Below are 21,148 nucleotides of genomic sequence, written 5' to 3' on the forward strand. Positions count from 1 at the left end.
AGAAATATGTCAAGAATAAACTTGGAAAATGGCGGTAGTCCCGCACAATCGGTCAGTGACCGTTTGCTGACACTATTAAAAACCCGCGGCCCACAGCAAGCGTCTGATGCAGGAAAGGTTCTTGGCACCACAGGTGAGGCTGCGCGCCAGCAGTTTGTCAAACTGGCCAAAGACGGGCTGGTTGAAGCCGTGGCGGAAACCCGCGGCGTCGGCCGACCGGTGCAGCTCTGGCACCTGACCGCCGCCGGCAATGCGCGCTTTCCGGATACCCATTCAGAATTGACGGTACAGTTGCTGCGTACCGTACGCGACAAGCTGGGCGAGCAGGCGATTGAGTTATTGATCGACACCCGCGAGCAAGAAACGCGGATTAATTACAAGCAGGCGATGATTGGCGCTACCGACTTGCAGGAACGGGTTCAGCGTCTGACGGCCATTCGTTGCCGCGAAGGCTATATGGCCGAATGCCGTACTCAGGAAGACGGCTCCTTTCTGTTGGTAGAGAACCACTGCCCTATTTGCGCCGCCGCTACCGTTTGTCAGGGGTTCTGCCGTGCTGAGCTGAGTATTTTCACCGAGGTGTTGCAGGCGCAGGTTGAACGTTCCGAACATATTCTGGCCGGTGCACGCCGCTGCGCCTACCGTATTTCGCTGCTGTAATCGGCACTCGGCTCAAGGCTATCTGCAGGCTGGCGTTCTCTCTCGATTCTCATCGGTTCGCCAGCCGACCTTGCCGTTAAAAAATAGTGAAAAGCGTTGCTAATCTTCCGTGCGATCGGGTTTACTGAGTCCTCTAATAATAACCTCCCTGCAGAATAAATATCCATGCTGAGTCAAAGTAGCCGTAACGTCCTGCCGTTAATCGGGGCGCTGTTCACGTTATATATTGTCTGGGGTTCTACCTACTTCGTTATTCGTCTGGGCGTGGAGAGCTGGCCACCGCTGATGATGGCCGGGATCCGCTTTTTGGTCGCCGGTATAGTGCTGTTCAGCTTTTTAGCGTTGCGCGGCCATGCATTACCAACCCTCAGGCAGTGGCTGGCCGCTGGCACTATCGGTATCTTGTTACTGGCGGTGGGTAACGGTCTGGTGACCGTGGCAGAACACCAGCACGTACCTTCCGGTATTGCCGCCGTGATGGTCGCGACGGTACCGCTGTTCACCCTGTTCTTCAGCCTGTTTTGGGGCATGCGCAATACCAAGCTGGAGTGGGCGGGTATCGCATTGGGCCTGGTGGGGATCGTATTGCTCAATACCGGCAATAACCTGGTGGGCAACCCTACCGGTGCGTTACTGATCCTGCTGGCTTCCGCCAGTTGGGCCTTTGGCTCGGTGCTGGGGTCACGTATTTCGCTACCGGCCGGACCGATGGCGGGCGCGGCGGAGATGCTGGTTGCCGGAGTGGTTCTGCTGGTCGTCAGTCAGCTCAGCGGCGAACGCCTGACGCAGATGCCCAGCGCCAAAGGTTTCTTTGCGCTGGGATACCTGATTATCTTCGGTTCCATGTTGGCCATTAGCGCCTATATGTTTTTGCTGAAAAACGTGCGTCCGGCGGTAGCCACCAGTTATGCCTATGTCAATCCGGTGGTGGCCGTGCTGCTCGGCATCGGTTTTGCCGGCGAATCGCTGGCACCGCGTGAATGGGCGGCGCTGGTGATTATCGTAGCGGCGGTGGTGCTGGTGACGCTGGGCAAATTCCTGTTTGCTCGCCCGGTCAGTCGCATAAGCAGGGAAAGGTAGAGGCGCTGCACGCTGCGGCCGAATTAATCGGGGCGAATGTATTCGCCCCCTACAGCGGCTGGAGTGACAAATCCACCGGAAACAGGTTTAAACGCTGCAGCTTGAAAGACGACGGGTATTAAAACGATTCTTGTTTCATATTACGAAGCGTCTATAATTCCCGTTGTTCCTGGCAACCTGCGAAATCATCCCCATGCTGAAAAAATCGTTCATTATCGTTATCTTTCTGTGTGCCTTTGGTTCACTCGGCGGCGTATTCCTGGCCGGGCTGAATATGTACACCCGTTCCACCACGCCGCTAGAAGAGACCGCCACGTCACACGAAGCCGCCGCCACTGCCACTCCGGCAGAGAGCATTCAGGCCAAGTGATGCGTCCCGCGCTGGCAGCGTTGTTGTAAAAAAACGCTGCAGTCGCCCGACGCGCACCGGTATCTGCAAAGGGCGCGGTAACCGCCTCATTTCTCCATTTCAGCAGCAATTCCCCTTCTCTTCTTTCGCCAACCGTTGGTGCGATTTTCTGCGCGCTGCCGCCGACAGAAACGTCAACAAATTACCGCTGTGTTCAACCCCATTCTGCGGTCAAATTCTCATCTATTCAGTCTGCCACTCTTCCTGATGAAATAGCATTGACCGTAAAACACCCAAAAGTTATGGTTAAATCATAACTTTCTGGAGTACTGAAAATGGATGCAAGCAATGGACTGGACTACATCCTTAGCCTTCATGGCACCCGAGTAAACCGTGAAGATGGCTACTGGTGGAAAATAGAAGCATGGAAAGTAACCAAAACGGCTTTCATTCCGCTTTTCAGTTGGTGGAAGATTTCTTCACTAAAATCGATGAAGTCATAAGCAAGAGAGAAAACCGAGGTTGAAGATGAAAGCACTGATTGGCGTAATGCCTGAAGAGTTGATCCGCAAACGGATACTGGCCATTGCAAAAGGTGAATACCAGCCGCAGGAGCGTGAACCGCAGGTCTGGTTCACCTCAATGATTGCTTTGGCCCAGGTGCTCAGCAATGAAAATATTGACTTGCTGCGGATGATTGATACGGAAAAACCGGAAACCATGAGCCGATTGGCGGAACTCTCCGGTCGGCAAATAAGCAATCTTTCCGCCACGCTGAAAACGCTCAGCGGCCACGGTCTGGTATCGCTGGAAAAACGCGGCCGAACGATCAAACCCAGAGCCTTATTTACTGACTTCGAGATCATTGTCGATCAAAAATTGAACGCACGCTTTAGCGCCGCCTGAACACGGGCCAGTCATAAGCTTACAGCGCTGTCACCCCGCGGGCGGCGGCCTGCTGCTCCAGCTCGGTGATTATTTGGTATGCCGAACGCGGCACCAGGCTGAAATCGCCGATCAGCAGATTGTCGCTTACCGCTTCGCCCAGCATCGCCTTCGCCCCGGCACGCAGTATTTCCAGCTGTTCCGGCGGGGTCTGCGCCGAGGTAATCAAGGGTAGCCCCGGCACGCTGGCCGTTCGTCCAATAATTTTCAGCCCGGCCAACGCCTGTGGCCGTGCCCGTTTCAACAGTTCCAGGCTGACGCAGTCGACGGCGGCAATGTCTGCCTGCCGGTTTTGGATCAGCTTGAGCGACTGATAGTGCGCCCCGGAAGCGATGGCAGCACTGAAGAAGCTGCCGTTCTGTGCCAAGGGTGCGATCAGCGCACGCAAGCTGTTATGCCCTGACTGAGAGTCGGTACTGTTGTATGCGGCGATCCGGCCGCGAAAATCCGCCAGCTGCTCGCCTGAGTCGTCGTCGCGCACCACCAACCAACTGCTGTAATTCGCGCCCTCACAACCCTCGACGCGGTAGTGATAAGTCCCGATCAGCTGCACCTGCTGCAGGCTGCTGACCAGCGGATAACCGCAGGTTTGGCTGAGCAATAAATCGTCCTGTAGCCAGTGCTGAGCCAGGTCGTGCGGCCAGACGAGCTGTTCAGGAGCCAGCGGCAATCCCAACTGCAGTAATTTATCGCGCAGCACTCGCCAGAAAGATTCGGCCGGTTGATGAGTCACGCCATACATCGGCAAAGATACTTGCATCCTATTCCCTTACCCCGCAGAAGAAGCCGCCTGCGTCTGCTGACGCCAGGCGGTGAGATAGCGCACCCAGCGCTCAAACAGCATATCGGTAATGATCGCCAGCAGCGCCACCACTACCGCGCCCTGGATCACGTAGGCGGTATTAAAACCGCTCAGGCCAATGATTATCGGCGAACCAAGCGTTTTGGTGCCGACGGTGGAAGCGATTGCCGCCGTGCCGATATTGATGATCACCGAGGTCCGAATACCGGCAACAATCACCGGCGCCGCCAGCGGCAGTTCGACGCGCCACAGAATTTGCCTGGCGCTCATACCAACCCCTTGCGCAACCTCGCGGGTCGCGCTGGGTACCGATTCAATACCCGTCAGCGTGCCCTGCAAGATCGGTAGCAAACCGTACAGCACCAGTGCGATAATCGCCGGCTGTTCGCTAAAGCCCATCACAGGTACCGCTACCGCCAGCACCGCCACGGGCGGAAAAGTCTGGCCGACCGCTACCACGGTTTCCACCAGCGAACGAAACGCCTTACCGGCAGGGCGCGTCACGCCGATCCCGGCCGCTACGCCAATCACCACGGCGATCAGACTGGAGACCGCGACCAGCAACAGATGTGCCCACACCAGCGAGATAAAACTGTCCTGCTGATACACCGGCCTTTCCAGATCGGGAAACCAGGCAGCAAACAGGCCATGCAAATGATTCATGCCAAACACCAGCGCCAGCAGCAGGGCAAAGGTCCAGGGCAGCGGATCGCGCAGCCAACGCAGGGCTTTAGGCGCACTCATGACAGCGCCTTTTGGGCAATCAGATCGTTGAAATGCAGCACGCCGAGTGCCTCTCCTTGCTCCCCCACCACCGGCAAGCATTCACTGCCGCGCGCCACAAATACCGACAACGCTTCACGCAGATTCATGGTGGAGGAAATCGGTTCACCGTCCGCATGCCCGGGCCGCACCCGTTCCGCCACCGTGCCTAAAGAAAGCAATTTGATGCCGCGATCGCTTCGGCCAAAGAAATCGCGCACAAAATCGTTGGCCGGTGCAGTCAGCAGCTCCAGCGGCGTGCCTTGTTGCACCACACGGCCCTGATCGAGCAACACGATGCGATCGGCCAATGCCAGCGCTTCGTCAATGTCATGCGTCACCAGTACGATGGTGCGCCCGGAGAGATGATGAATACGCGCAATCTCCGTCTGCAGCGCGGTGCGCGTTACCGGATCGAGAGCGCCAAAGGGTTCGTCCATCAACAACACTTCCGGATCGGCAGCCAACGCGCGCGCCACTCCCACCCGCTGCTGTTGCCCGCCGGAAAGCTGGTGCGGATAACGGTGTCGGAACAGTTCCGGCTCCAGGTGCAACAGCTCCAGCAGTTCGGTCACCCGATCGCGGATCCGTGCCCGCGGCCATTTCAGCAATTGCGGCACGGTGGCGATGTTCTCCTCTACCGTCCAATGCGGAAACAGGCCGATCGACTGAATGGCATAGCCCATGCGGCGCCGCAGATCCTGCGGTTTGAATTTTTGGATCTCTTCATCGGCAAAGTAAATTTTGCCCTGATCGTGTTCGATCAGCCGGTTGATCATTTTTAATGTGGTGGATTTACCGGAGCCTGAGGTACCGATCAGTACGGCAAATTCGCCTTTGGCAATCTGCAGCGTCAGATCGTCCACCGCCGGCTTACCCTGAAAAATCTTGCTGACCTGATTAAACTGAATCATCGGCGTGACACTTCCAAAATTGAAACCATAAATTTAAACAGCGAATCGACGATTACCGCCATCACGATCACCGGGATCACGCCCAGCAGCACCAGATCCAGCGCGCTGCTCAGCAACCCCTGGAAAACGATGGCGCCGAAACCTCCGGCACCGATCAACGCGGCAACCACCGCCATGCCGACGGTCTGCACCGCCAGAATGCGCACGCCGGTCAGAAACAGCGGCAAAGCCAACGGCAGCTGTACGCGAAAGAAAATCTGGCCGCGCGTCAGCCCCATACCGCTGGCAGATTCGATCACGCTGGCGGGCACGCTCTGTAACCCGGCCACCACGCTGCGCACCAGCGGCAACAGGGCGTACAACACCAGGGCGACTATCGCCGGCGCCATGCCAATGCCGCTGACGCCGTGTTCCGCCAGCCAGGGCACCGCCTTCGCCAACCCGGCCAACGGCGCTATCAGCAGGCCGAACAGGGCAATCGACGGCACGGTCTGGATAATGTTCAGCGTGGAGAAGATCGGGGTTTGCAAACGGGATGAACGAAAACACAACACCCCGAGCGGCACGCCGATCAGCAGCGCCGGGATCATCGTCGCCAGCAGAATAGTCAGGTGCTGCAACAGCGCGGCATCAAACACATCTTGCCGGTTGTAATACTCTTTCAGCAGCGAAAGCTGATCCAACTGGTGGCCGAACAGCAGCGCCAGCGCAGGCAATATCACCAGCAGGTTGCCGAGCATGCGCCACAAATGCGAAGACGTGATGCGGGTGATAGCATCGGCAGCCATCAGCAGGCTCAGCGCCAGCATCAGCCAGCAGCCGCTGCCCCAGGAGGTACGCGCCAGTTTGGAACCTTCCTGCGCCAACTGCTGCGCGGCATGCCCGCTCAGCCAGAAGGTGAGCGCCAGCAGCGCTGCAGCCGCCAGCGCAGTCAACAATGCATTGCGCCTGAGCGGTGCCAACAGGCTGAGCACTGCCAGCACCAACAGCGGGGCCAATAGCCACAGCGCCGGGCCGTGCAGCAGGGAAATCAGGGAAATGCTCTTGCCCGACAGCAGGCGATTGGGGGCATAGCTGAGGAACGGCAGGCCAAATGCGGCCAGCAGCAACAGAACAAGCAGCGTCAGTAATACGCGGTTTTTTACGGCAATAATCAAAGAAACTCTCCGGCTCCATAGTCAATGGGCCCTGCTCTCCCTCTCTCCCATTGAGAGAGAGGGAATATCAGCGCTATCCCTTAACCAATCCTTTTTCTTTCAGATAAGCGGCCGCAACCTGTTTGGCATCCTGACCTTCCACCGCGATCTGCGCATTGAGTTTTTGCAGCGTCGGGCCGTCCAGCGTTGCAAAGACCGGCTTCAGCAATTCGGCGATATTGGCGTGCTGTTTCAGCGCGGCTTCACGAATGATCGGTGCCGGTGCGTAAATCGGCTGCACCCCTTTTGGGTCTTCCAGCGTTTGCAGACCCAGGGCCGCCACCGGGCCATCGGTGCCGTAAGCCATGGCCGCGTTCACGCCGGAGGTTTGCTCCGCCGCCGCTTTAATGGTCACCGCCGTGTCCCCTCCAGCCAGCGACAGCAGCTGATCCTGATTCAGCTTAAAGCCATAGGCATTCTGGAATGCCGGCAGTGCGTCCGGACGTTCGATAAATTCCGCCGAGGCCGCCAGTTTGAACTTGCCGCCGCCGTTGATCCATTTGCCCAGATCGGCCAGCGTCTTCAGGTGGTTGGCGTCCGCCACGTCCTGACGGATGGCAATAGTCCAGGTATTGTTGGCCGGCGAAGCATCCAGCCAGACAATTTTGTTCTTGTCGTAATCGAGTTTTTTGACCTTCTCAAAACCGGCCTGGGCGTTCTTCCACGCCGGATCTTTTTCATCGGAGAAGAAAAATGCGCCGTTGCCGGTGTATTCCGGGTAAATGTCAATCTCGCCGGAGGTGATCGCCCCGCGCAGCACCTTGGTGGTACCGAGCTGTAATTTGTTGGTGGTTTTGATGCCGTTGGACTCCAGCACCTGCACGATGATGTTACCCAGCAGCGAGCCTTCGGTATCGATTTTTGAGCCCACGCGCACCGTGTCGGCCGCCTGAGCCACGCCGATACTTGCGGCAAGTAAACCCAGTGCCAAAGCGAAAACGCGACCACGTAATGGGGTGATTGCCATACTTTTTCCTCTTGTTGTGTATTTTCCGGCTATTTGGCCAGATCGATTGGAAAATCCTGAGACGCGCGTTTCCATCGCACGATAAAAGTCTCCGCCGGCCAGGCTTCGGTTTCGCCCTGAACTTCCTTTAGCGGCTCGCCGGCGTTAAACGGATGAACCTCAACGGCGACCGGGGTAAAAGCGTATTCGCTGACCCATTGGCCATAGCCCTGCACCACAAATCCCTGGCTGCGCTGCTGGTAAGCACCGCGCTCCGCCAGATAGACCTGCCTTAAACCGTACCACGGCAAGCCGGGGAGATCATGGTGAACTAAATGATAGTTCAGATTGAGAAACAGCAGCCGCCACGGCCAGGCCGCCTCATTAATAATAGAACGTGCCTGCGGAGCTTCAACGGCGCGGTGCTCAAAAAACGATCTTATCTTGGTCAGCGCCAGCGCTGGATAGCCGATCGCCAACAGGTAAAACGCCGTGCCAATGCCATGTTGCTTCAGCCAAACCAGCACTGCCGCCAGCAGCAGCAGATGCACCAACCACATCGCCAACGTGCGCAGTTCACCGGCGGCAATCGCTTTCAGCGCATTAACCCCCGTCGCGACGATATCCAGCGCCGGACCGAACACAATCCGCCCGCTAAGCGTATTGCGCACCTTGGCCAACAGCGGAAACAATCTGGGATAACGCTGCCACTGTGTCTGACTGAAATAATAACTTTCGGGATCTTCATGCGGGTCGGTCAGATGTTCATTGCGGTGATGCTGAATATGCGAATCGCGATACAGCCCATAGGGATACCACACCGCCAGCGGCAACAGTCCAAAGAGTTGATTGATGCGAGGCCACCGCGTCGGATGGCCGTGGATCAGCTCATGCTGCAACGACATATACCAGGTGGCCAACAAAATCAGCAACGGCGTGCCAAGCCAGGGTCCCAGCGACTGCCAGTAGTGCACCACCCCAAACCAGCCGCCGTACACCGCCGCCATGATGCCCCAGGTCGGCAACTCGCATCGCCAATACCAGCGCTGGTTAAGCTGTTGGATCCAAAGGCGTTGTGCAGAATGCAAATAGTGGCTGTGGCTTTTGGCTGAGGACATGCGGCGGCTCGCTGTGGGTCATTTTCCTCAGTATCTGCGAGCAGCGCAGGCGCTCAAAATAACGAAAGCGGTAAAGCAAAGTTAAAAATCAGCTATTTATGCCGTACTTTTGATACACCACACAATCGCGAGCTCACCCGATGCGGTAAGCCATCGGCATCAGGGAACGAAATCCAGCACCGAGCTGTTGAATAAGGCGTATTCGGTCTGACTGGTCATTTTGGGCAGTTTGGCGCGCTGTACTGCCTGACTTGCTACAGCGCAAAACTCAGCATCGCCTGCCAGTACCTTGAAGTCCTTCAGGGAGCCGTCCGGTAACAGATGAATGCTGATCGAACAGGTTTGGGATTTGTATTTGCCGAGCGTCGGCATTTCTTGCGTAATGGCACGCCGCATTCTTTCCGGGTAGTTGCCCGACGGCGGCTGCACCGATGCCGCGACAGCCATCGGTTTTTCCAGCCCGGCAATCTCGGTACGGTGGTCCGTATTACAACCGGCCAGCAACGGTAACAACGCTACCAAAAGCCACATCCCTGTTCTCATCATTCTGCATCCTTGTCGTTCCGCACAATGGCGGGGCATCAAGATGCCGGGTACAGGCTCCCGGCATCGGCACACTGCTGCAAGCGTTCACGCCACCATTTGGACGCCAAACCGGCGTTATTCTCACGCCAGCCAAAATAAGCAACGTCGCTGCAGCGCTCAGATTCGACGTTTTTCGCGACCAACTCGCCACTTTTCAGGTAAGGTTCAGCCAAATAACGCGGCAAATAACCACAGCCGAGACCGCTGAGCTGCACCCGCAACTTGGCGTCGAAACCGAACACCGTCAAGGTGTCCTGCTCCTCGAGAATATTCAGGTTCTGCGGTGCGTTCACTCTTGAGGTATCACGCACCACCACGGCACGGTGCTGACGGATCTCCGCCTTCGGCAAAGGCTCCGCCATTGTCGCCAGCGGGTGTTGCGGCGCGACGGCAAATACGTAGTCCAACCGACCCAACTGACTAAAAGCATAGCCTACCCGCGATGGGGGTTCACAAATCGCGCCAATAATAATATCCGCACAACCATAAACCAGCGACTCCCAGGATCCCGCCAGCACCTCGTGACTAACGCGCAGCCGGGTATGGTGATTCTGCTGATAAAACTCTTCCATCAGCGGCAACAGACGTTCAAAAGGAAACGAGGCATCAATGCCAAGCGTAATTTCGCTTTCCCAGCCGTTTTCCACATAGCGAGCCTGCTGCTCCAAATCCTGCGCGGCGCGCAATAGCACCCGGCCCTTTTCCAACATCAACTTGCCGGTATCGGTGAATTTGGCGCGGTGGCCTGAGCGATCGAGCAAGGTGATGTCGAGATCGCTCTCCAGTTTTTGCACCATATAGCTCAACGCCGAAGGTGTTTTAAACAGCACGGCGGCCGCCGCCGCAAAAGACCCATGCCGATCGAGCGCATCCAAAATCAATAACGCTTCCAGGTTTAACCTCATCGCTCCCTCTCCGTGTATAAAAAAACTCAACAAGACGGCAAAAATTCTGCGCTATCTTTGAAATCAGCCCCTGCCTACCATGCGGTTTATCGACGTTACATTCACCCGTTGTTAAACCTAAGTCTTTCTGGGAAGGTAAATAATGTCTAAGTTTCAATTGCTTGATAAAGATAATTCTGCACTGATTTTCATTGACCACCAGCCGCAAATGTCTTTTGGCGTGGCCAATATTGATCGCCAGCAGCTGAAAAACAACGTGGTCGGTCTGGCGAAAGCCGGCAAGATTTTTAATGTTCCCACCCTTTTCACCTCGGTTGAAACCGAAAGTTTCAGCGGCTACATCTGGCCAGAACTGTTGGCGGTTCACCCTGAAATCACCCCGATTGAACGCACTTCGATGAACTCCTGGGAAGATGCAGCCTTCGTAAAGGCCGTTGAAGCCACCGGTCGCAAAAAGCTGGTGATTTCCGCGCTGTGGACCGAAGTCTGTCTGACTTTCCCGGCGCTGATGGCGCTCGAGGCAGGCTATGAAGTTTACGTGGTCACCGACACTTCCGGCGGTACCTCGGTTGATGCGCATGAGCGTTCCATCGACCGTATGGTGCAGGCCGGTGCCATCCCGGTAACCTGGCAGCAGGTGCTATTGGAGTATCAACGCGACTGGGCGCGCAAAGAGACTTACAACGCGGTTATGGAACTGGTGCGCGAACACAGCGGTGCTTACGGCATGGGCGTTGACTACGCTTACACCATGGTGCATCACGCCCCGGCGCGGGTGGCGAAATAAACCTTAACCCCGGCCGCGTCGCCGGGGTTTTTCTGGAGTCGGTGCTATGGCCCACCCGCAGCATGTCACGCTAGTTATCACTCACCGTTTGGCGCCGGGGCAGGAACCGGCCTACGAGGCCTGGCTGAAGCGCATTATGCCCGAAGCCGCCAACTTTGCCGGACATCTGGGCGTTAACGTGATCCGCCCCACCGGTCATGAGCAGGCCTACACCGTACTGGTCCGTTTTGACAACCTCGACAACCTGTCCCAGTGGGTGAATTCACCGCTGCGCAAACGCTACATCGAGGAAGTTTCGCCGCTGCTGCTGGAGAGCGACAGCATTGAAATTCGGCCCGGCGCAGAATTCTGGTTCACGCCGCCGAGCGCCAATACCCGCCAGCCCGCCAAGTGGAAACAATTTTTGATCACCCTGCTGGTGATTTTTCCGTCCACCAATCTGGTGCCCTGGTTTTGGGGAAACCTGTTGCCGCAGTTGAACGGCACGCTGGTCGGCCACCTGCTTAATGACGCCACCGTCGTCGCCCTGGTGGTCTTCCTCTGGATGCCGATAGTCACACGCATATTTCATCAATGGCTCACCCGCCGTTAGGCGGCCTGCCGGGAGAACATTATGAGTTATTCTGCTTCCCTGATTATCACCAACGGTAAATTTCACACCGTCGATCGCGAGGCGCCTACCGCCCAGGCGGTTGCTATCCGCGACGGCAAATTCCTCGCCGTCGGCAGTGAAAACGACGTTATGCAGCATGCAGGACCTGAAACTCAGGTGATTGACCTGCACGGCCACACCGCCGTCCCCGGCCTCAATGACTCGCACCTGCACCTGATCCGCGGCGGTCTGAACTACAATCTTGAGCTGCGTTGGGAAGGCGTGCCGTCGTTGGCCGATGCGCTGCGCATGCTGAAAGAGCAGGCACTGCGTACCCCCAGCCCACAATGGGTACGGGTGGTCGGCGGCTGGACCGAATTCCAGTTCGCGGAACGCCGCATGCCAACGCTGGACGAAATCAATCAGGCGGCGCCGGACACCCCGGTGTTTATTCTGCACCTGTACGATCGCGCTTTACTCAACCGAGCCGCGCTGAAAGTGGTGGGCTACACCAAAGACACGCCAAATCCGCCGGGGGGCGAGATCCAGCGCGATGGCAACGGCAACCCAACCGGCATGCTGATTGCCAAGCCTAATGCCATGATCCTGTATGCCACGCTGGCCAAAGGGCCCAAGCTGCCGCTTGAACAACAGGTCAATTCCACCCGTCAGTTTATGCGTGAGCTCAATCGCCTGGGCCTGACCAGCGCCATCGACGCCGGCGGCGGCTTCCAGAACTACCCCGATGACTATCAGGTGATTTCCGAACTGCACGATAAGCAGCAACTCACTCTGCGTATCGCCTATAACCTGTTCACTCAGCGACCGAAGCAGGAGCTGGAAGATTTCCAGCTGTGGACCGACATGCTGAAACCCGGTCAGGGCACCGATTTTTACCGTCATAACGGTGCCGGTGAAATGTTGGTGTTCTCCGCCGCCGACTTCGAGGATTTCCTCCAGCCGCGTCCGGATCTGCCGGAAGGTACGGAAGACGAGCTCGAGCGCGTAGTGCGCCATCTGGTCGAGCACCGCTGGCCGTTCCGCCTGCATGCCACCTATGACGAATCCATCAGCCGCATGCTGAACGTGTTCGAAAAGGTGAACCGCGATATTCCGTTCAACGGCCTGCACTGGATCTTCGACCACGCGGAAACCATCTCCGAACGTAACATCGAGCGGGTGAAAGCGCTGGGCGGCGGCATTGCCGTACAGCATCGCATGGCATTTCAGGGGGAATACTTTGCCGAACGCTACGGCAAAGAAGCCGCCAAACAGACGCCGCCGGTCGCAAAAATGCTGGCGGCCGAGTTGCCGGTAGGGTTAGGCACCGACGCCACCCGCGTGGCCAGTTATAACCCGTGGACGGCGCTGTATTGGCTGGTGTCCGGCCGTACCGTTGGCGGTATGGCGATGTACGACGACAGTGCGCGATTGGATCGCGAAACAGCCCTGATGTTGTGGACCCAGGGCAGCGCCTGGTTCTCAACCGAACAGGGTAAAAAAGGACAGATTAAGGTCGGACAGTTAGCCGATCTGGCCGTGCTGTCGCAGGATTATTTCAGCATACCCGAGGAGCAGATCAAGGGGATTGAATCGGTGATGACGGTGGTGGACGGCAAGGTGGTATACGCCGCCGGCAGTTTTTCACCGCTGGCGCCACCGGCAATTCCGGTACTGCCTGACTGGTCGCCGGTGACCCAGGTGCCGGGGCATTATCGCTCTGCCCCTCCTTCAGCCGCGGCCCGCGTCGGGGTGCTGAGCCAGGCGCACCAGTGTTGCGGCCCTTGCGGCGTGCACGCGCATCAGCATGACGTCGCCCGCCGTTCCAGCATTCCTGTTTCAGACGACAATGCCTTTTGGGGCGCATTCGGTTGTTCCTGCTTCGCTTTTTGATTGGCAGGCTATCACCGCAGCAAGTTATCAAGCTAATAGCTTATTAACTTATTAGCCAGTTAAGCTATGACGCTCTCAAGTTGTGAGCGTCATAGCCCTGGGTTAATCGCGATTAATTTCCAGCCAGCGCCGTTGTTCGGCGGAGGCGGCTATCGCATCCAGCACGCAAGATACTTTCCAGCCCTCTTCAAAGTCCGGCCACATGCGATCACCGGCGGCAATGCCGTTAACCAGGTCGCGGATCTCCACCGTTTTCTGATCGTTAAAACCAATGCCGTGCCCCGCGCTAATACAGAAGGCGGCGTAATCCGGATGCTTAGGGCCTACCAGCAGCGTTTTAAACCCCTGGCGCTCCGCCGGCTCATCGTGACGATACAGCTTCAGCTCCGCCATTCGCTCCTGGGTGTAACTTAACGTACCCTTGGTTCCGGTGACCACGTAGGTCAGCCCCATCTTGCGCCCGCAGGCAATGCGTGAAGTCTCGATGGTACCCATGGCGCCACCGGCAAAACGCACCAGCGCGCTGGCCTGATCCTCATTTTCAACCTGATGCATCAGCGTAGGGTCTTTCGCATCCGGGCGCTGTTTGATGATGGTCTGCATATCGCCGGAGACCGCCACAATGTCACCCACCAGGTAATGCGCCATGTTGACAATATGCGCCGCCAAATCGCCCAGCGCGCCTAACCCGGCCGTGGCCTTGCGGCAGTGCCAGTCGATAGGCGTACGCGGATCGGCGAGATAATCTTCATTGTGGGTGCCGTAAAAATGCACCACTTCGCCAATCTCGCCATTGGCGATAATTTCGCGCGCCAGCTGGCTGGTCGGGTTCTTCATATAGTTGAAACCCACCAGCGTTTTAACCCCCTTGGCGCGAGCGGCCTGCACCATTTCAGCGGCGTCTTTGGCGTCCAACGCCAGCGGTTTTTCAGAATAAACGTGTTTGCCGTGGCGAATCGCTTCCAGCGCCATCTCCTTATGCAGGAAATTCGGCGCGCAGATATCCACCACATCAATAGCCGGATCGGCCACCAGCTGGCGCCAGTCGGCGGTCGAACGAGAGAAACCAAATTCCGCAGCGCGCTGCTGCGCCAGCTCCGGCGTCACTTCCGCCAGCATTTCCAACACCAGTTCCCCCTTCAGTGGAAATACCGTGGCAGCCTGCGCATAAGCAATAGCGTGGCAGCGCCCAATGTAGCCGGTGCCAATTAAACCAACGCGTACCTGTTTCATCACCCTCTCCCGTTACCTGTATCCGTAATCTGGTCAGCGCGCCACCCAATGAAACGCGCCGTCTGTGATACGGTTATATGAAATATAAATTTCAATAACAAGCAAAGAGAAAAATAAAACTCATATCCGTGATGCCGTTCATGAAACCTTGCAGACGGGAATGTAACGAGGCAGCCTCGAGGGTACGCTGCGTCTTCTGGCCAAAGATGTCAGGCCAAAATGAATATTTTATTTCATATCATGGCAACCCGTTGGCACCATACAGCAAGAAACCCGGCCGCTGTTGCAGCCGTTGCAAATACCCTTGTAACCCTGGGTAATCCGGGCGCGAGAAAGGCGTCATCAGCCAACGATTGAGCGACAGCCCAATGACCACATCCGCCAGGCTAAAGGTCGTGCCAGCAATATAACCATTCCCCTGCGCCAAATGCTGTTCGAGCATGCCCATTAACCTGTTCCACTCCCGCTCCGCCGCTGCCAGTCGCTCCGGATCCTGGTAGGCGGCATCCTGGCGAACTCGCGACATGAAAACATAGCGCCAGGCGTTGTTGAGATCGGTGGCCTGCCAGTCCATCCACATTTCTACCGCTGCCCGTGCGCCCGGTTCTGTCGGCAACAGATCCTGACGCCCTTCCCGGCCCGCCAGATAACGACAAATCGTGTTGGATTCCCACAGCACCCGATCGCCGTCAATCAATACCGGCACCAGGCCATTGGGGTTAAGGGCCAAAAACTCCGGTGTTTGCGTGGATCGAAAACCACTGCCCCAGTCTTCTCTGGTCAGCGGCAACGCCAGTTCATGGCTGGTCCACAATACTTTGCGCACATTGATCGACGAGGCCTTACCCAACAATTTCAACATTTATGTTCTCCAAAAAGGCTTGCGCCCTTCTTGCATTGCCTGCGCGCGCGACAGACCAATGTCCGCCAGTTGGGCATCGTCCAACTGCAACAAAGATCTACGGGTGCGATAACGCTGCAGGTACAACTGCCAAAGTGGAAATCTCGCCCGGTGCTGTACCGGTTCGCCCTCAACAGAAATGCTCATCACAGGTCCTCTTTCGGTTTGGCCACGAAACCTATGATGCTGATCGCGCGAAAAACAATACAGATTCAGGGCGTTGATATTTTTTCCATACAAAAGCTGTCTCTGCCTATCTGAATGGTCTAATTTAATCTCATCTGTACCGGTTTTTTCCTCAACCATTCTCACTTTGGGTATCTGTATGACACGCTACGCCACCCTGGCCGCGCTCCTTAGCCAACGCATCGAACAGGGGCTCTATCCGGCCGGCGATCGTCTGCCGTCGGTGCGCGCGCTAAGCCTGGAACACGGCGTCAGCATCAGCACGGTGCAACAGGCCTATCGCCTGCTGGAAGAGAGCCAACTGGTGGAAGCGCGCCCCAAATCCGGCTATTTCGTACAAAGGCACCGCACTCTGGCCGAGCTTCCCGCCGTCACCCGTCCGGTGCAGCGACCGGTGGATATTTCGCAGTGGGAGCAGGTACTGGAACTGATCCGAAATAAACCGCGCGAAGATGTGATCCAGCTCGGCCGTGGCATGCCGGATATCAGCGAACCTACGCTGAAACCGTTGACCAAAGCGCTGGGCACCCTGGGGCGTCACGGCGATCTGCGCAGCCTGCTCTACGACAGCATTCAAGGCGTTATCGGCTTGCGTGAACAAATCGCCCGGCTGCTGCTGGACTCCGGTTGCCAGATTAGCGCCGACCAGTTGGTGATCACCACCGGCTGCCACGAGGCGTTGTTCACCGGCCTGCGCGCCGTCTGCCAGCCGGGGGATATCGTGGCGGTAGACTCCCCCTGCTTTCACGGCACCATGCAAACGCTGAAAGGGTTGGGCATGAAGGCGTTGGAAATCCCTACCGATCCGCTGACCGGGATCAGCCTGGAGGCGCTGGAACTGGCGCTGGAGCAGTGGCCGGTGAAAACCATTCTGTTGACGCCCAACTGCAATAACCCCTTGGGTTACATTATGCCGGAGGAGCGCAAACAGCGTTTGCTGACGCTGGCGCAGCGCTACGATGTGACGATCATCGAAGACGACGTATACGGTGATATCGCCTACCAATACCCAAGGCCTCGCACCATCAAATCCTTCGATGAAGACGGCCGGGTATTGCTGTGCAGCTCGTTCTCCAAAACGCTGGCACCCGGCCTGCGCATCGGTTGGATTGCCCCAGGGCGTTATCTGGATCGCGTGTTGCACATGAAATATATCGGCACCGGCTCTACCGCGACCCAACCACAGCTGGCGATTGCCGAATTCATCCGCCACGGCCACTATCTGCAACATTTGCGGCGCATGCGTACCCGCTACCAGCAGAACCGGGACGTGATGACCGGATGGATAATGAAGTACTTCCCGCCCGGTACCCGTGTTAGCCAACCGCGCGGCGGCTTTATGCTGTGGATTGAGCTGGATGAAGCGTTTGATACCCTGCGGCTAAATCGCCATTTGGAACAACAGGGTGTGCAGATCGCCGTCGGCAGCATTTTTTCCGCCTCCGGTAAATACCGTAACTGCCTGCGTATCAACTATGCGCCCAAGCTGACGCCAGAGATTGAACAAGCGGTGCAACGGGTTGGCGAGACCATTCAAATGCTGATGCTGGCGCACGCCCCAGAGCGCGACATCACATTGGCGCGATCGGATTAAACTCTGGCGTAATCGGATTATCCGCATGCGGACGAACCTTCTAGAGTAGAACCTCTTCAACAAGCAGGTACAGGAAGGTGGTTATGTCTCAGTCTCAGGTATGGTTAATTACCGGCAGTTCACGCGGTTTGGGCCAGCAGTTGGCGCAGGCTGTTTTGGCCGCCGGGCACCGTCTGGTCGCGACCGCACGCCAGCCACAGCAGTTACAGCCGCTGGTGGAACAGTACGGTGAGCAAGTGGTCACGGTGGCGTTGGACGTTACTGACGCCGTGGCCGCCAAACGTGCGGTACAGACAGCAATAGACAGCTTCGGCCGACTGGATGTGGTGGTCAACAATGCCGGCTATGGCAACATCGCGCCGGTGGAGGATGCCGATGAAGCCGATTTCCGCGCCCAGGTCGATACCAATTTCTATGGCGTTTTTAACGTCACCCGCGCGGCGCTACCGGTGCTGCGTCAACAAGGCAGCGGCCATATCATTCAGATCTCCACCATAGGCGCACGCCTTGGCGTACCGGGTCTGAGTGCTTACCACACCGCCAAGTGGGCGGTCGAAGGTTTCTCCGAATCGCTGGCAAAAGAAATTGCGCCCTTCGGCGTGAAGGTGACCCTGGTTGAACCCGGCGGCTTCCGCACCGACTGGGCCGGCTCATCAATGACCATCGCCCCTGTCAGCGCCGCTTACCAGGCAACGCTTGGGCCCATGCTAGACTACTTGCAACAGCATAACGGCAACCAACCCGGCGACCCGGCCAAGGCCGCGCAGGTTATCTTGCAGATCGCCGAGATGGATGAACCCCCGCTGCGCCTGTTACTCGGCAGCGATGCGGTATTTATCGCCGGACAGGTGCAGGCCGAACGGGAAGCAGCGGATGCCAAATTCCGTTACCTCAGCCTGAGCACCGACCGGGACGATAGCCAACCGGATCACGAAACCATGGCGGCGTTGGTGGCCGGTAAATCATAAGGAACACCATGAGCAGCGATCAAATCCCGGTCTCCAGCGCCTTAGCCATTCGTCTCAAGGCACTGGGGGTGGATATTGAAAAGCTTGGTCAACTGGCCGGCCTCCCCAGCGGGCTACTCAGCCACGGGCGCGAAAAGGTCAAGCTTTCCACCAGGCAGTTCTTTGATATTTGGCAGGCGCTCCCGCGCCTGACCGACGATACGGCCTTTGGTCTTCGCCTCGGCAGTGACGTCGCACCGGAGCATTACGATATCGCTTCGGTCGCGGCGCTGCATTCGGCGACGCTGGGGGAGGCCTTGCAAAAAGTCGCCCGCTACAAGCGGTTGGTGTGTCCCGAAGAACTGACGCTGACGGAAGACGGCGAGGCCGTGCGGTTGCACACCCGTTGGACCATGGCCGAAGGTCATGCCCCTGAGCTGTTGGTGGACGCCATGTTTGCGTCCATCACTACTCTGTGCCGTCGTGGCACCGGCCTGGCAATTCAACCGAGGGCGATTGAACTGACGCGGCACCACGATCCCGCTTCGCCGTTGCTGCGCCATTTTAGCTGTCCGATCCGCTTCGATGCCCCGTTGGACGTGCTGGTGTTTGATCGTGCGCTGATGCAGCAGCCCTTTATCACCTATAACCAGGACATGCTGGCCGTGCTGCTGCCTGGGCTGGAAGCCGAGTTGGCCAAGGTCGAGCAGGACGACAGTTTGCCCGCACGGGTGATGGCGATCCTCACCCGTAGCATGCGCGGACAACGACCCAGCGTGAACAGCGTGGCTGCCGAGCTGTACCTCAGCCCACGCACCCTGCAGCGTCGTCTGCAACAGCACGGCTACAGCTATCAGCAACTGTTGGATAAAACCCGCCACCGTACGGCCTGTCATCTGCTGTCGGATACCGATCTGGAGCCCGGTGAAATTGCCTTCGTGCTCGGGTTCGAAGAACTGAATTCATTTAGCCGCGCCTTTATGCAATGGGAATCACAAACGCCGAACCGCTGGCGTCATCAACGCATCGCCGGGCGTCAGGAGAACAGGTTATGAAAGTGATAATATTCGGCGCCAGCGGCATGGTCGGGCAAGGCGCACTGCGCGAATGTCTGCTCGATACGCAGGTGACGGAAGTGCTGAGCATCGGCCGCAGTGAACTGACGCAAAGCGATGCCAAGCTTCGCCAACTGACATTGCCCGATCTGAGTGATTTGTCCGCCCTGGAGACTCAGTTCAGCGGCTACGACGCCTGCTTCTTCTGCCTTGGTGTATCTTCCGCCGGCATGAGCGAAGCACGCTACCGTGCCCTGACCTACGATCTGACGCTGGCTGCGGGCCGCCCGCTGGCGCGGTTAAACCCGAACATGGTCTTTATTTACGTCTCCGGCGTCGGCACCGACAGCAGCGAACAAGGCCGCAGCATGTGGGCACGGGTCAAGGGCGCAACCGAAAATGCCTTGTTGGCGCTGCCGTTCCATGCGGTGATGTTCCGCCCGGGCGTTATCGTGCCGCTGCACGGCATCCGCTCCCGAACCCGGCTTTATGATCTGCTGTACCGGCTTTTTAAACCGCTGTGGTTTGGCGCCCAACGGCTGTTTCCCAATCAGGTCACCACCACCGAACGTATCGGACTGGCAATGTTGGCCGTGGCACGGCGCGAGACAGACTTGCGCATCCTTGAACCGGTGGAGATTAACCGTTTGGCCCTGCCCTCGGCGGGTTGATTCTGCTATGTTAAAGCCGCGCGCGTGGGCCACCTGTGCCACGCTTTCGCCACTGCGACAGAGACAGACCCATGCCGTCAAAAATTTTATTCAGCGCCTGCCTGGCCGGTTTTAAAGTTCGCTATAACGGTTCCGATAAACCGTTGCCCCATCTCACCCTGCTGCGCTGGCAGCGCGAAGGCCGTTTAGTGGTTTGCTGCCCGGAACTGGCCGCCGGCTTCTCCACGCCACGTCCCTCAGCAGAAATCACTCCGGCCGCCGAAGGGGCCACGGTGCTCGCGCAACGGGCTCGGGTTATGGAGATCAGCGGCGGTGACGTCACCGACAGTTACCTGCTTGGCGCCCATCTGGCGCTGGAAACCGCGCGGCGCCACGGCTGCCGCTTTGCCCTGCTCACCGACGGCAGCCCGTCCTGCGGCAGCCAATTTATCTACGACGGTTCTTTCAGCGGCCAGACCAAACCCGGCAGCGGCGTCACCGCCGAACTGCTGCGTCAGAATGGCATTGAGGTCTTTTCCGACCGTCAGTTGGAGGCGCTGATCGCCCGGGTGGAGGCCGAGGAGCTACCCTAACGCTGCAGGTGCTCCGCCAGCCGCTGTTGAAGATGGGAGATCCCCTGCGGGTGATGGATAAAGCGGTCGAGTGTCATCATCTGCCAACGCTGCCCTTCATCGCCAAAGCGGATGGCGGCAATCTGCTGCGGGGTGATTTCGCCCAGCATAAACCAGGTCGGTGGATAGCCGGCGAAAATCCCCTCGTAGCGCTGCTGGTGAAGAACCTGCCCCGCGGCAATCCGCAGGCCGAACTCTTCCAGGGTTTCCCGCTGCACGCATTGCAGCGGCGTTTCGTCGTTTTCGCGCCCGCCACCGGGCAGATCCCAGCAGCCAGGCCAGGGAATGTCGGGCTTGTCGTCTCGCTGATAGGTCAGCACGCTGTTGCCGCACAACAGCGCGATTTTCGCGCCACCAAAATGCTTATCCGTCATCCCGCCTGGCTCCCGTTTTCGCCATTGAGCTAACATCTTACC

Annotated in this window: 25 protein-coding genes; 13 read left to right on the top strand and 12 right to left on the bottom strand. The window is 57.6% G+C overall.

Going from position 1 to position 21,148, the window contains the following annotated elements:
* The first annotated feature begins 6 nt into the window (after positions 1–6).
* The 5 genes from AC1RKC_RS06485 to AC1RKC_RS06505 all read left to right on the top strand — a co-directional run bounded on the left by AC1RKC_RS06485 (position 7) and on the right by AC1RKC_RS06505 (position 2,995).
* Complete coding sequence (locus AC1RKC_RS06485) at positions 7–660, top strand: helix-turn-helix transcriptional regulator (protein WP_046374146.1); 654 nt, start codon at positions 7–9, stop codon at positions 658–660.
* Between the two features lie 165 nt (positions 661–825).
* A complete protein-coding gene (yedA, locus tag AC1RKC_RS06490) occupies positions 826–1,740 on the top strand; it encodes a drug/metabolite exporter YedA (RefSeq protein ID WP_020825878.1) in 915 nt (304 codons plus the stop codon).
* 193 nt (positions 1,741–1,933) lie between these two features.
* Complete coding sequence (locus AC1RKC_RS06495; RefSeq protein WP_162838007.1) at positions 1,934–2,110, top strand: hypothetical protein; 177 nt, start codon at positions 1,934–1,936, stop codon at positions 2,108–2,110.
* 314 nt (positions 2,111–2,424) lie between these two features.
* Entirely contained in the window at positions 2,425–2,592 is a 168-nt protein-coding gene (locus AC1RKC_RS06500) for a hypothetical protein (RefSeq protein ID WP_493091818.1), read from the top strand.
* Between the two features lie 25 nt (positions 2,593–2,617).
* The gene (locus tag AC1RKC_RS06505) at positions 2,618–2,995 is read left to right on the top strand and encodes an HVO_A0114 family putative DNA-binding protein (RefSeq protein WP_493091816.1); all 378 of its coding nucleotides are present in this window, start codon (positions 2,618–2,620) and stop codon (positions 2,993–2,995) included.
* A gap of 19 nt (positions 2,996–3,014) precedes the next feature.
* Here AC1RKC_RS06505 and AC1RKC_RS06510 read toward each other — a convergent pair whose 3' ends face one another.
* From AC1RKC_RS06510 to AC1RKC_RS06545, 8 genes are all read right to left on the bottom strand, one after another.
* Positions 3,015–3,794: a phosphate/phosphite/phosphonate ABC transporter substrate-binding protein gene (locus AC1RKC_RS06510; RefSeq protein WP_130015981.1), complete on the bottom strand. Its 780-nt coding sequence runs from the start codon at positions 3,792–3,794 to the stop codon at positions 3,015–3,017.
* Between the two features lie 9 nt (positions 3,795–3,803).
* Positions 3,804–4,580: an ABC transporter permease gene (locus AC1RKC_RS06515; protein ID WP_116690916.1), complete on the bottom strand. Its 777-nt coding sequence runs from the start codon at positions 4,578–4,580 to the stop codon at positions 3,804–3,806.
* A complete protein-coding gene (locus AC1RKC_RS06520) occupies positions 4,577–5,512 on the bottom strand; it encodes an ABC transporter ATP-binding protein (RefSeq protein ID WP_048761476.1) in 936 nt (311 codons plus the stop codon). The genes AC1RKC_RS06515 and AC1RKC_RS06520 overlap by 4 nt, the downstream gene beginning before the upstream one ends.
* The gene (locus AC1RKC_RS06525) at positions 5,509–6,663 is read right to left on the bottom strand and encodes an ABC transporter permease (RefSeq protein ID WP_201896480.1); all 1,155 of its coding nucleotides are present in this window, start codon (positions 6,661–6,663) and stop codon (positions 5,509–5,511) included. The genes AC1RKC_RS06520 and AC1RKC_RS06525 overlap by 4 nt, the downstream gene beginning before the upstream one ends.
* Before the next feature lie 79 nt (positions 6,664–6,742).
* A complete protein-coding gene (gene osmF / locus AC1RKC_RS06530; RefSeq protein WP_020825872.1) occupies positions 6,743–7,675 on the bottom strand; it encodes a glycine betaine ABC transporter substrate-binding protein OsmF in 933 nt (310 codons plus the stop codon).
* A gap of 29 nt (positions 7,676–7,704) precedes the next feature.
* Positions 7,705–8,772 (bottom strand): fatty acid desaturase, encoded by a 1,068-nt coding sequence (locus tag AC1RKC_RS06535; protein ID WP_116690918.1) that lies wholly within the window; start codon positions 8,770–8,772, stop codon positions 7,705–7,707.
* Between the two features lie 159 nt (positions 8,773–8,931).
* A complete protein-coding gene (locus AC1RKC_RS06540; protein ID WP_158499686.1) occupies positions 8,932–9,318 on the bottom strand; it encodes a cell envelope integrity TolA C-terminal domain-containing protein in 387 nt (128 codons plus the stop codon).
* A gap of 35 nt (positions 9,319–9,353) precedes the next feature.
* A complete protein-coding gene (locus AC1RKC_RS06545) occupies positions 9,354–10,262 on the bottom strand; it encodes a LysR family transcriptional regulator (protein ID WP_115059468.1) in 909 nt (302 codons plus the stop codon).
* 142 nt (positions 10,263–10,404) lie between these two features.
* Here AC1RKC_RS06545 and AC1RKC_RS06550 point away from each other — a divergent pair, with 142 nt between their 5' ends.
* The 3 genes from AC1RKC_RS06550 to AC1RKC_RS06560 are packed head-to-tail and all read left to right on the top strand — an operon-like array spanning position 10,405 to position 13,534.
* Positions 10,405–11,049: a hydrolase gene (locus tag AC1RKC_RS06550; RefSeq protein ID WP_261439848.1), complete on the top strand. Its 645-nt coding sequence runs from the start codon at positions 10,405–10,407 to the stop codon at positions 11,047–11,049.
* A 46-nt stretch (positions 11,050–11,095) separates the two neighbouring features.
* Positions 11,096–11,641 carry an antibiotic biosynthesis monooxygenase gene (locus AC1RKC_RS06555; protein ID WP_115059469.1) on the top strand — a complete coding sequence of 182 codons (546 nt, stop codon included), beginning with the start codon at positions 11,096–11,098 and terminating at the stop codon, positions 11,639–11,641.
* 21 nt (positions 11,642–11,662) lie between these two features.
* Positions 11,663–13,534, top strand: a complete 1,872-nt coding sequence (locus AC1RKC_RS06560; protein ID WP_493091811.1) for an amidohydrolase — start codon at positions 11,663–11,665, stop codon at positions 13,532–13,534.
* Between the two features lie 102 nt (positions 13,535–13,636).
* On the opposite strand, the gene AC1RKC_RS06565 is transcribed toward AC1RKC_RS06560, so the two are convergent.
* The 3 genes from AC1RKC_RS06565 to AC1RKC_RS06575 all read right to left on the bottom strand — a co-directional run bounded on the left by AC1RKC_RS06565 (position 13,637) and on the right by AC1RKC_RS06575 (position 15,815).
* Positions 13,637–14,767 (bottom strand): Gfo/Idh/MocA family protein, encoded by a 1,131-nt coding sequence (locus AC1RKC_RS06565; RefSeq protein WP_020825864.1) that lies wholly within the window; start codon positions 14,765–14,767, stop codon positions 13,637–13,639.
* A 238-nt stretch (positions 14,768–15,005) separates the two neighbouring features.
* Positions 15,006–15,629: a glutathione S-transferase family protein gene (locus AC1RKC_RS06570; protein WP_261138552.1), complete on the bottom strand. Its 624-nt coding sequence runs from the start codon at positions 15,627–15,629 to the stop codon at positions 15,006–15,008.
* On the bottom strand, positions 15,630–15,815 hold the full coding sequence (locus AC1RKC_RS06575) for a DUF1127 domain-containing protein (RefSeq protein WP_046374161.1): 186 nt from the start codon (positions 15,813–15,815) through the stop codon (positions 15,630–15,632).
* 178 nt (positions 15,816–15,993) lie between these two features.
* Between AC1RKC_RS06575 and AC1RKC_RS06580 the strand changes: the two genes are divergently transcribed.
* The 5 genes from AC1RKC_RS06580 to AC1RKC_RS06600 all read left to right on the top strand — a co-directional run bounded on the left by AC1RKC_RS06580 (position 15,994) and on the right by AC1RKC_RS06600 (position 20,693).
* Positions 15,994–17,448 (top strand): aminotransferase-like domain-containing protein, encoded by a 1,455-nt coding sequence (locus AC1RKC_RS06580; protein WP_493091808.1) that lies wholly within the window; start codon positions 15,994–15,996, stop codon positions 17,446–17,448.
* A gap of 83 nt (positions 17,449–17,531) precedes the next feature.
* Complete coding sequence (locus AC1RKC_RS06585) at positions 17,532–18,416, top strand: oxidoreductase (protein ID WP_401660183.1); 885 nt, start codon at positions 17,532–17,534, stop codon at positions 18,414–18,416.
* A gap of 8 nt (positions 18,417–18,424) precedes the next feature.
* Entirely contained in the window at positions 18,425–19,450 is a 1,026-nt protein-coding gene (locus AC1RKC_RS06590; protein WP_046374163.1) for an AraC family transcriptional regulator, read from the top strand.
* Positions 19,447–20,121, top strand: coding sequence for a Rossmann-fold NAD(P)-binding domain-containing protein (locus AC1RKC_RS06595; protein ID WP_149573434.1), 675 nt, complete (start codon positions 19,447–19,449; stop codon positions 20,119–20,121). Before AC1RKC_RS06590 ends, AC1RKC_RS06595 begins: the two co-directional genes overlap by 4 nt.
* A 71-nt stretch (positions 20,122–20,192) precedes the next feature.
* A complete protein-coding gene (locus tag AC1RKC_RS06600) occupies positions 20,193–20,693 on the top strand; it encodes a 2-thiouracil desulfurase family protein (RefSeq protein WP_020825857.1) in 501 nt (166 codons plus the stop codon).
* Here the strand turns inward: AC1RKC_RS06600 and AC1RKC_RS06605 are convergent.
* Positions 20,690–21,106, bottom strand: a complete 417-nt coding sequence (locus tag AC1RKC_RS06605) for an NUDIX hydrolase (protein WP_020825856.1) — start codon at positions 21,104–21,106, stop codon at positions 20,690–20,692. The genes AC1RKC_RS06600 and AC1RKC_RS06605 overlap by 4 nt on opposite strands.
* Between the last annotated feature and the right edge of the window lie 42 nt (positions 21,107–21,148).

The organism is Serratia sp. GW822-FHT06E05, from assembly GCF_058799445.1.

What these genes read in the sequence shown, in the direction of transcription:
- AC1RKC_RS06485 (WP_046374146.1), top strand. Translation starts at nt 7, where the DNA reads ATGTCAAGAATAAACTTGGAAAATGGCGGTAGTCCCGCACAATCGGTC.
- yedA (WP_020825878.1), top strand. Translation starts at nt 826, where the DNA reads ATGCTGAGTCAAAGTAGCCGTAACGTCCTGCCGTTAATCGGGGCGCTG.
- AC1RKC_RS06495 (WP_162838007.1), top strand. Translation starts at nt 1,934, where the DNA reads ATGCTGAAAAAATCGTTCATTATCGTTATCTTTCTGTGTGCCTTTGGT.
- AC1RKC_RS06500 (WP_493091818.1), top strand. Translation starts at nt 2,425, where the DNA reads ATGGATGCAAGCAATGGACTGGACTACATCCTTAGCCTTCATGGCACC.
- AC1RKC_RS06505 (WP_493091816.1), top strand. Translation starts at nt 2,618, where the DNA reads ATGAAAGCACTGATTGGCGTAATGCCTGAAGAGTTGATCCGCAAACGG.
- AC1RKC_RS06510 (WP_130015981.1), bottom strand. Translation starts at nt 3,794, where the DNA reads ATGCAAGTATCTTTGCCGATGTATGGCGTGACTCATCAACCGGCCGAA.
- AC1RKC_RS06515 (WP_116690916.1), bottom strand. Translation starts at nt 4,580, where the DNA reads ATGAGTGCGCCTAAAGCCCTGCGTTGGCTGCGCGATCCGCTGCCCTGG.
- AC1RKC_RS06520 (WP_048761476.1), bottom strand. Translation starts at nt 5,512, where the DNA reads ATGATTCAGTTTAATCAGGTCAGCAAGATTTTTCAGGGTAAGCCGGCG.
- osmF (WP_020825872.1), bottom strand. Translation starts at nt 7,675, where the DNA reads ATGGCAATCACCCCATTACGTGGTCGCGTTTTCGCTTTGGCACTGGGT.
- AC1RKC_RS06535 (WP_116690918.1), bottom strand. Translation starts at nt 8,772, where the DNA reads ATGTCCTCAGCCAAAAGCCACAGCCACTATTTGCATTCTGCACAACGC.
- AC1RKC_RS06540 (WP_158499686.1), bottom strand. Translation starts at nt 9,318, where the DNA reads ATGATGAGAACAGGGATGTGGCTTTTGGTAGCGTTGTTACCGTTGCTG.
- AC1RKC_RS06545 (WP_115059468.1), bottom strand. Translation starts at nt 10,262, where the DNA reads ATGAGGTTAAACCTGGAAGCGTTATTGATTTTGGATGCGCTCGATCGG.
- AC1RKC_RS06550 (WP_261439848.1), top strand. Translation starts at nt 10,405, where the DNA reads ATGTCTAAGTTTCAATTGCTTGATAAAGATAATTCTGCACTGATTTTC.
- AC1RKC_RS06555 (WP_115059469.1), top strand. Translation starts at nt 11,096, where the DNA reads ATGGCCCACCCGCAGCATGTCACGCTAGTTATCACTCACCGTTTGGCG.
- AC1RKC_RS06560 (WP_493091811.1), top strand. Translation starts at nt 11,663, where the DNA reads ATGAGTTATTCTGCTTCCCTGATTATCACCAACGGTAAATTTCACACC.
- AC1RKC_RS06565 (WP_020825864.1), bottom strand. Translation starts at nt 14,767, where the DNA reads ATGAAACAGGTACGCGTTGGTTTAATTGGCACCGGCTACATTGGGCGC.
- AC1RKC_RS06570 (WP_261138552.1), bottom strand. Translation starts at nt 15,629, where the DNA reads ATGTTGAAATTGTTGGGTAAGGCCTCGTCGATCAATGTGCGCAAAGTA.
- AC1RKC_RS06575 (WP_046374161.1), bottom strand. Translation starts at nt 15,815, where the DNA reads ATGAGCATTTCTGTTGAGGGCGAACCGGTACAGCACCGGGCGAGATTT.
- AC1RKC_RS06580 (WP_493091808.1), top strand. Translation starts at nt 15,994, where the DNA reads ATGACACGCTACGCCACCCTGGCCGCGCTCCTTAGCCAACGCATCGAA.
- AC1RKC_RS06585 (WP_401660183.1), top strand. Translation starts at nt 17,532, where the DNA reads ATGTCTCAGTCTCAGGTATGGTTAATTACCGGCAGTTCACGCGGTTTG.
- AC1RKC_RS06590 (WP_046374163.1), top strand. Translation starts at nt 18,425, where the DNA reads ATGAGCAGCGATCAAATCCCGGTCTCCAGCGCCTTAGCCATTCGTCTC.
- AC1RKC_RS06595 (WP_149573434.1), top strand. Translation starts at nt 19,447, where the DNA reads ATGAAAGTGATAATATTCGGCGCCAGCGGCATGGTCGGGCAAGGCGCA.
- AC1RKC_RS06600 (WP_020825857.1), top strand. Translation starts at nt 20,193, where the DNA reads ATGCCGTCAAAAATTTTATTCAGCGCCTGCCTGGCCGGTTTTAAAGTT.
- AC1RKC_RS06605 (WP_020825856.1), bottom strand. Translation starts at nt 21,106, where the DNA reads ATGACGGATAAGCATTTTGGTGGCGCGAAAATCGCGCTGTTGTGCGGC.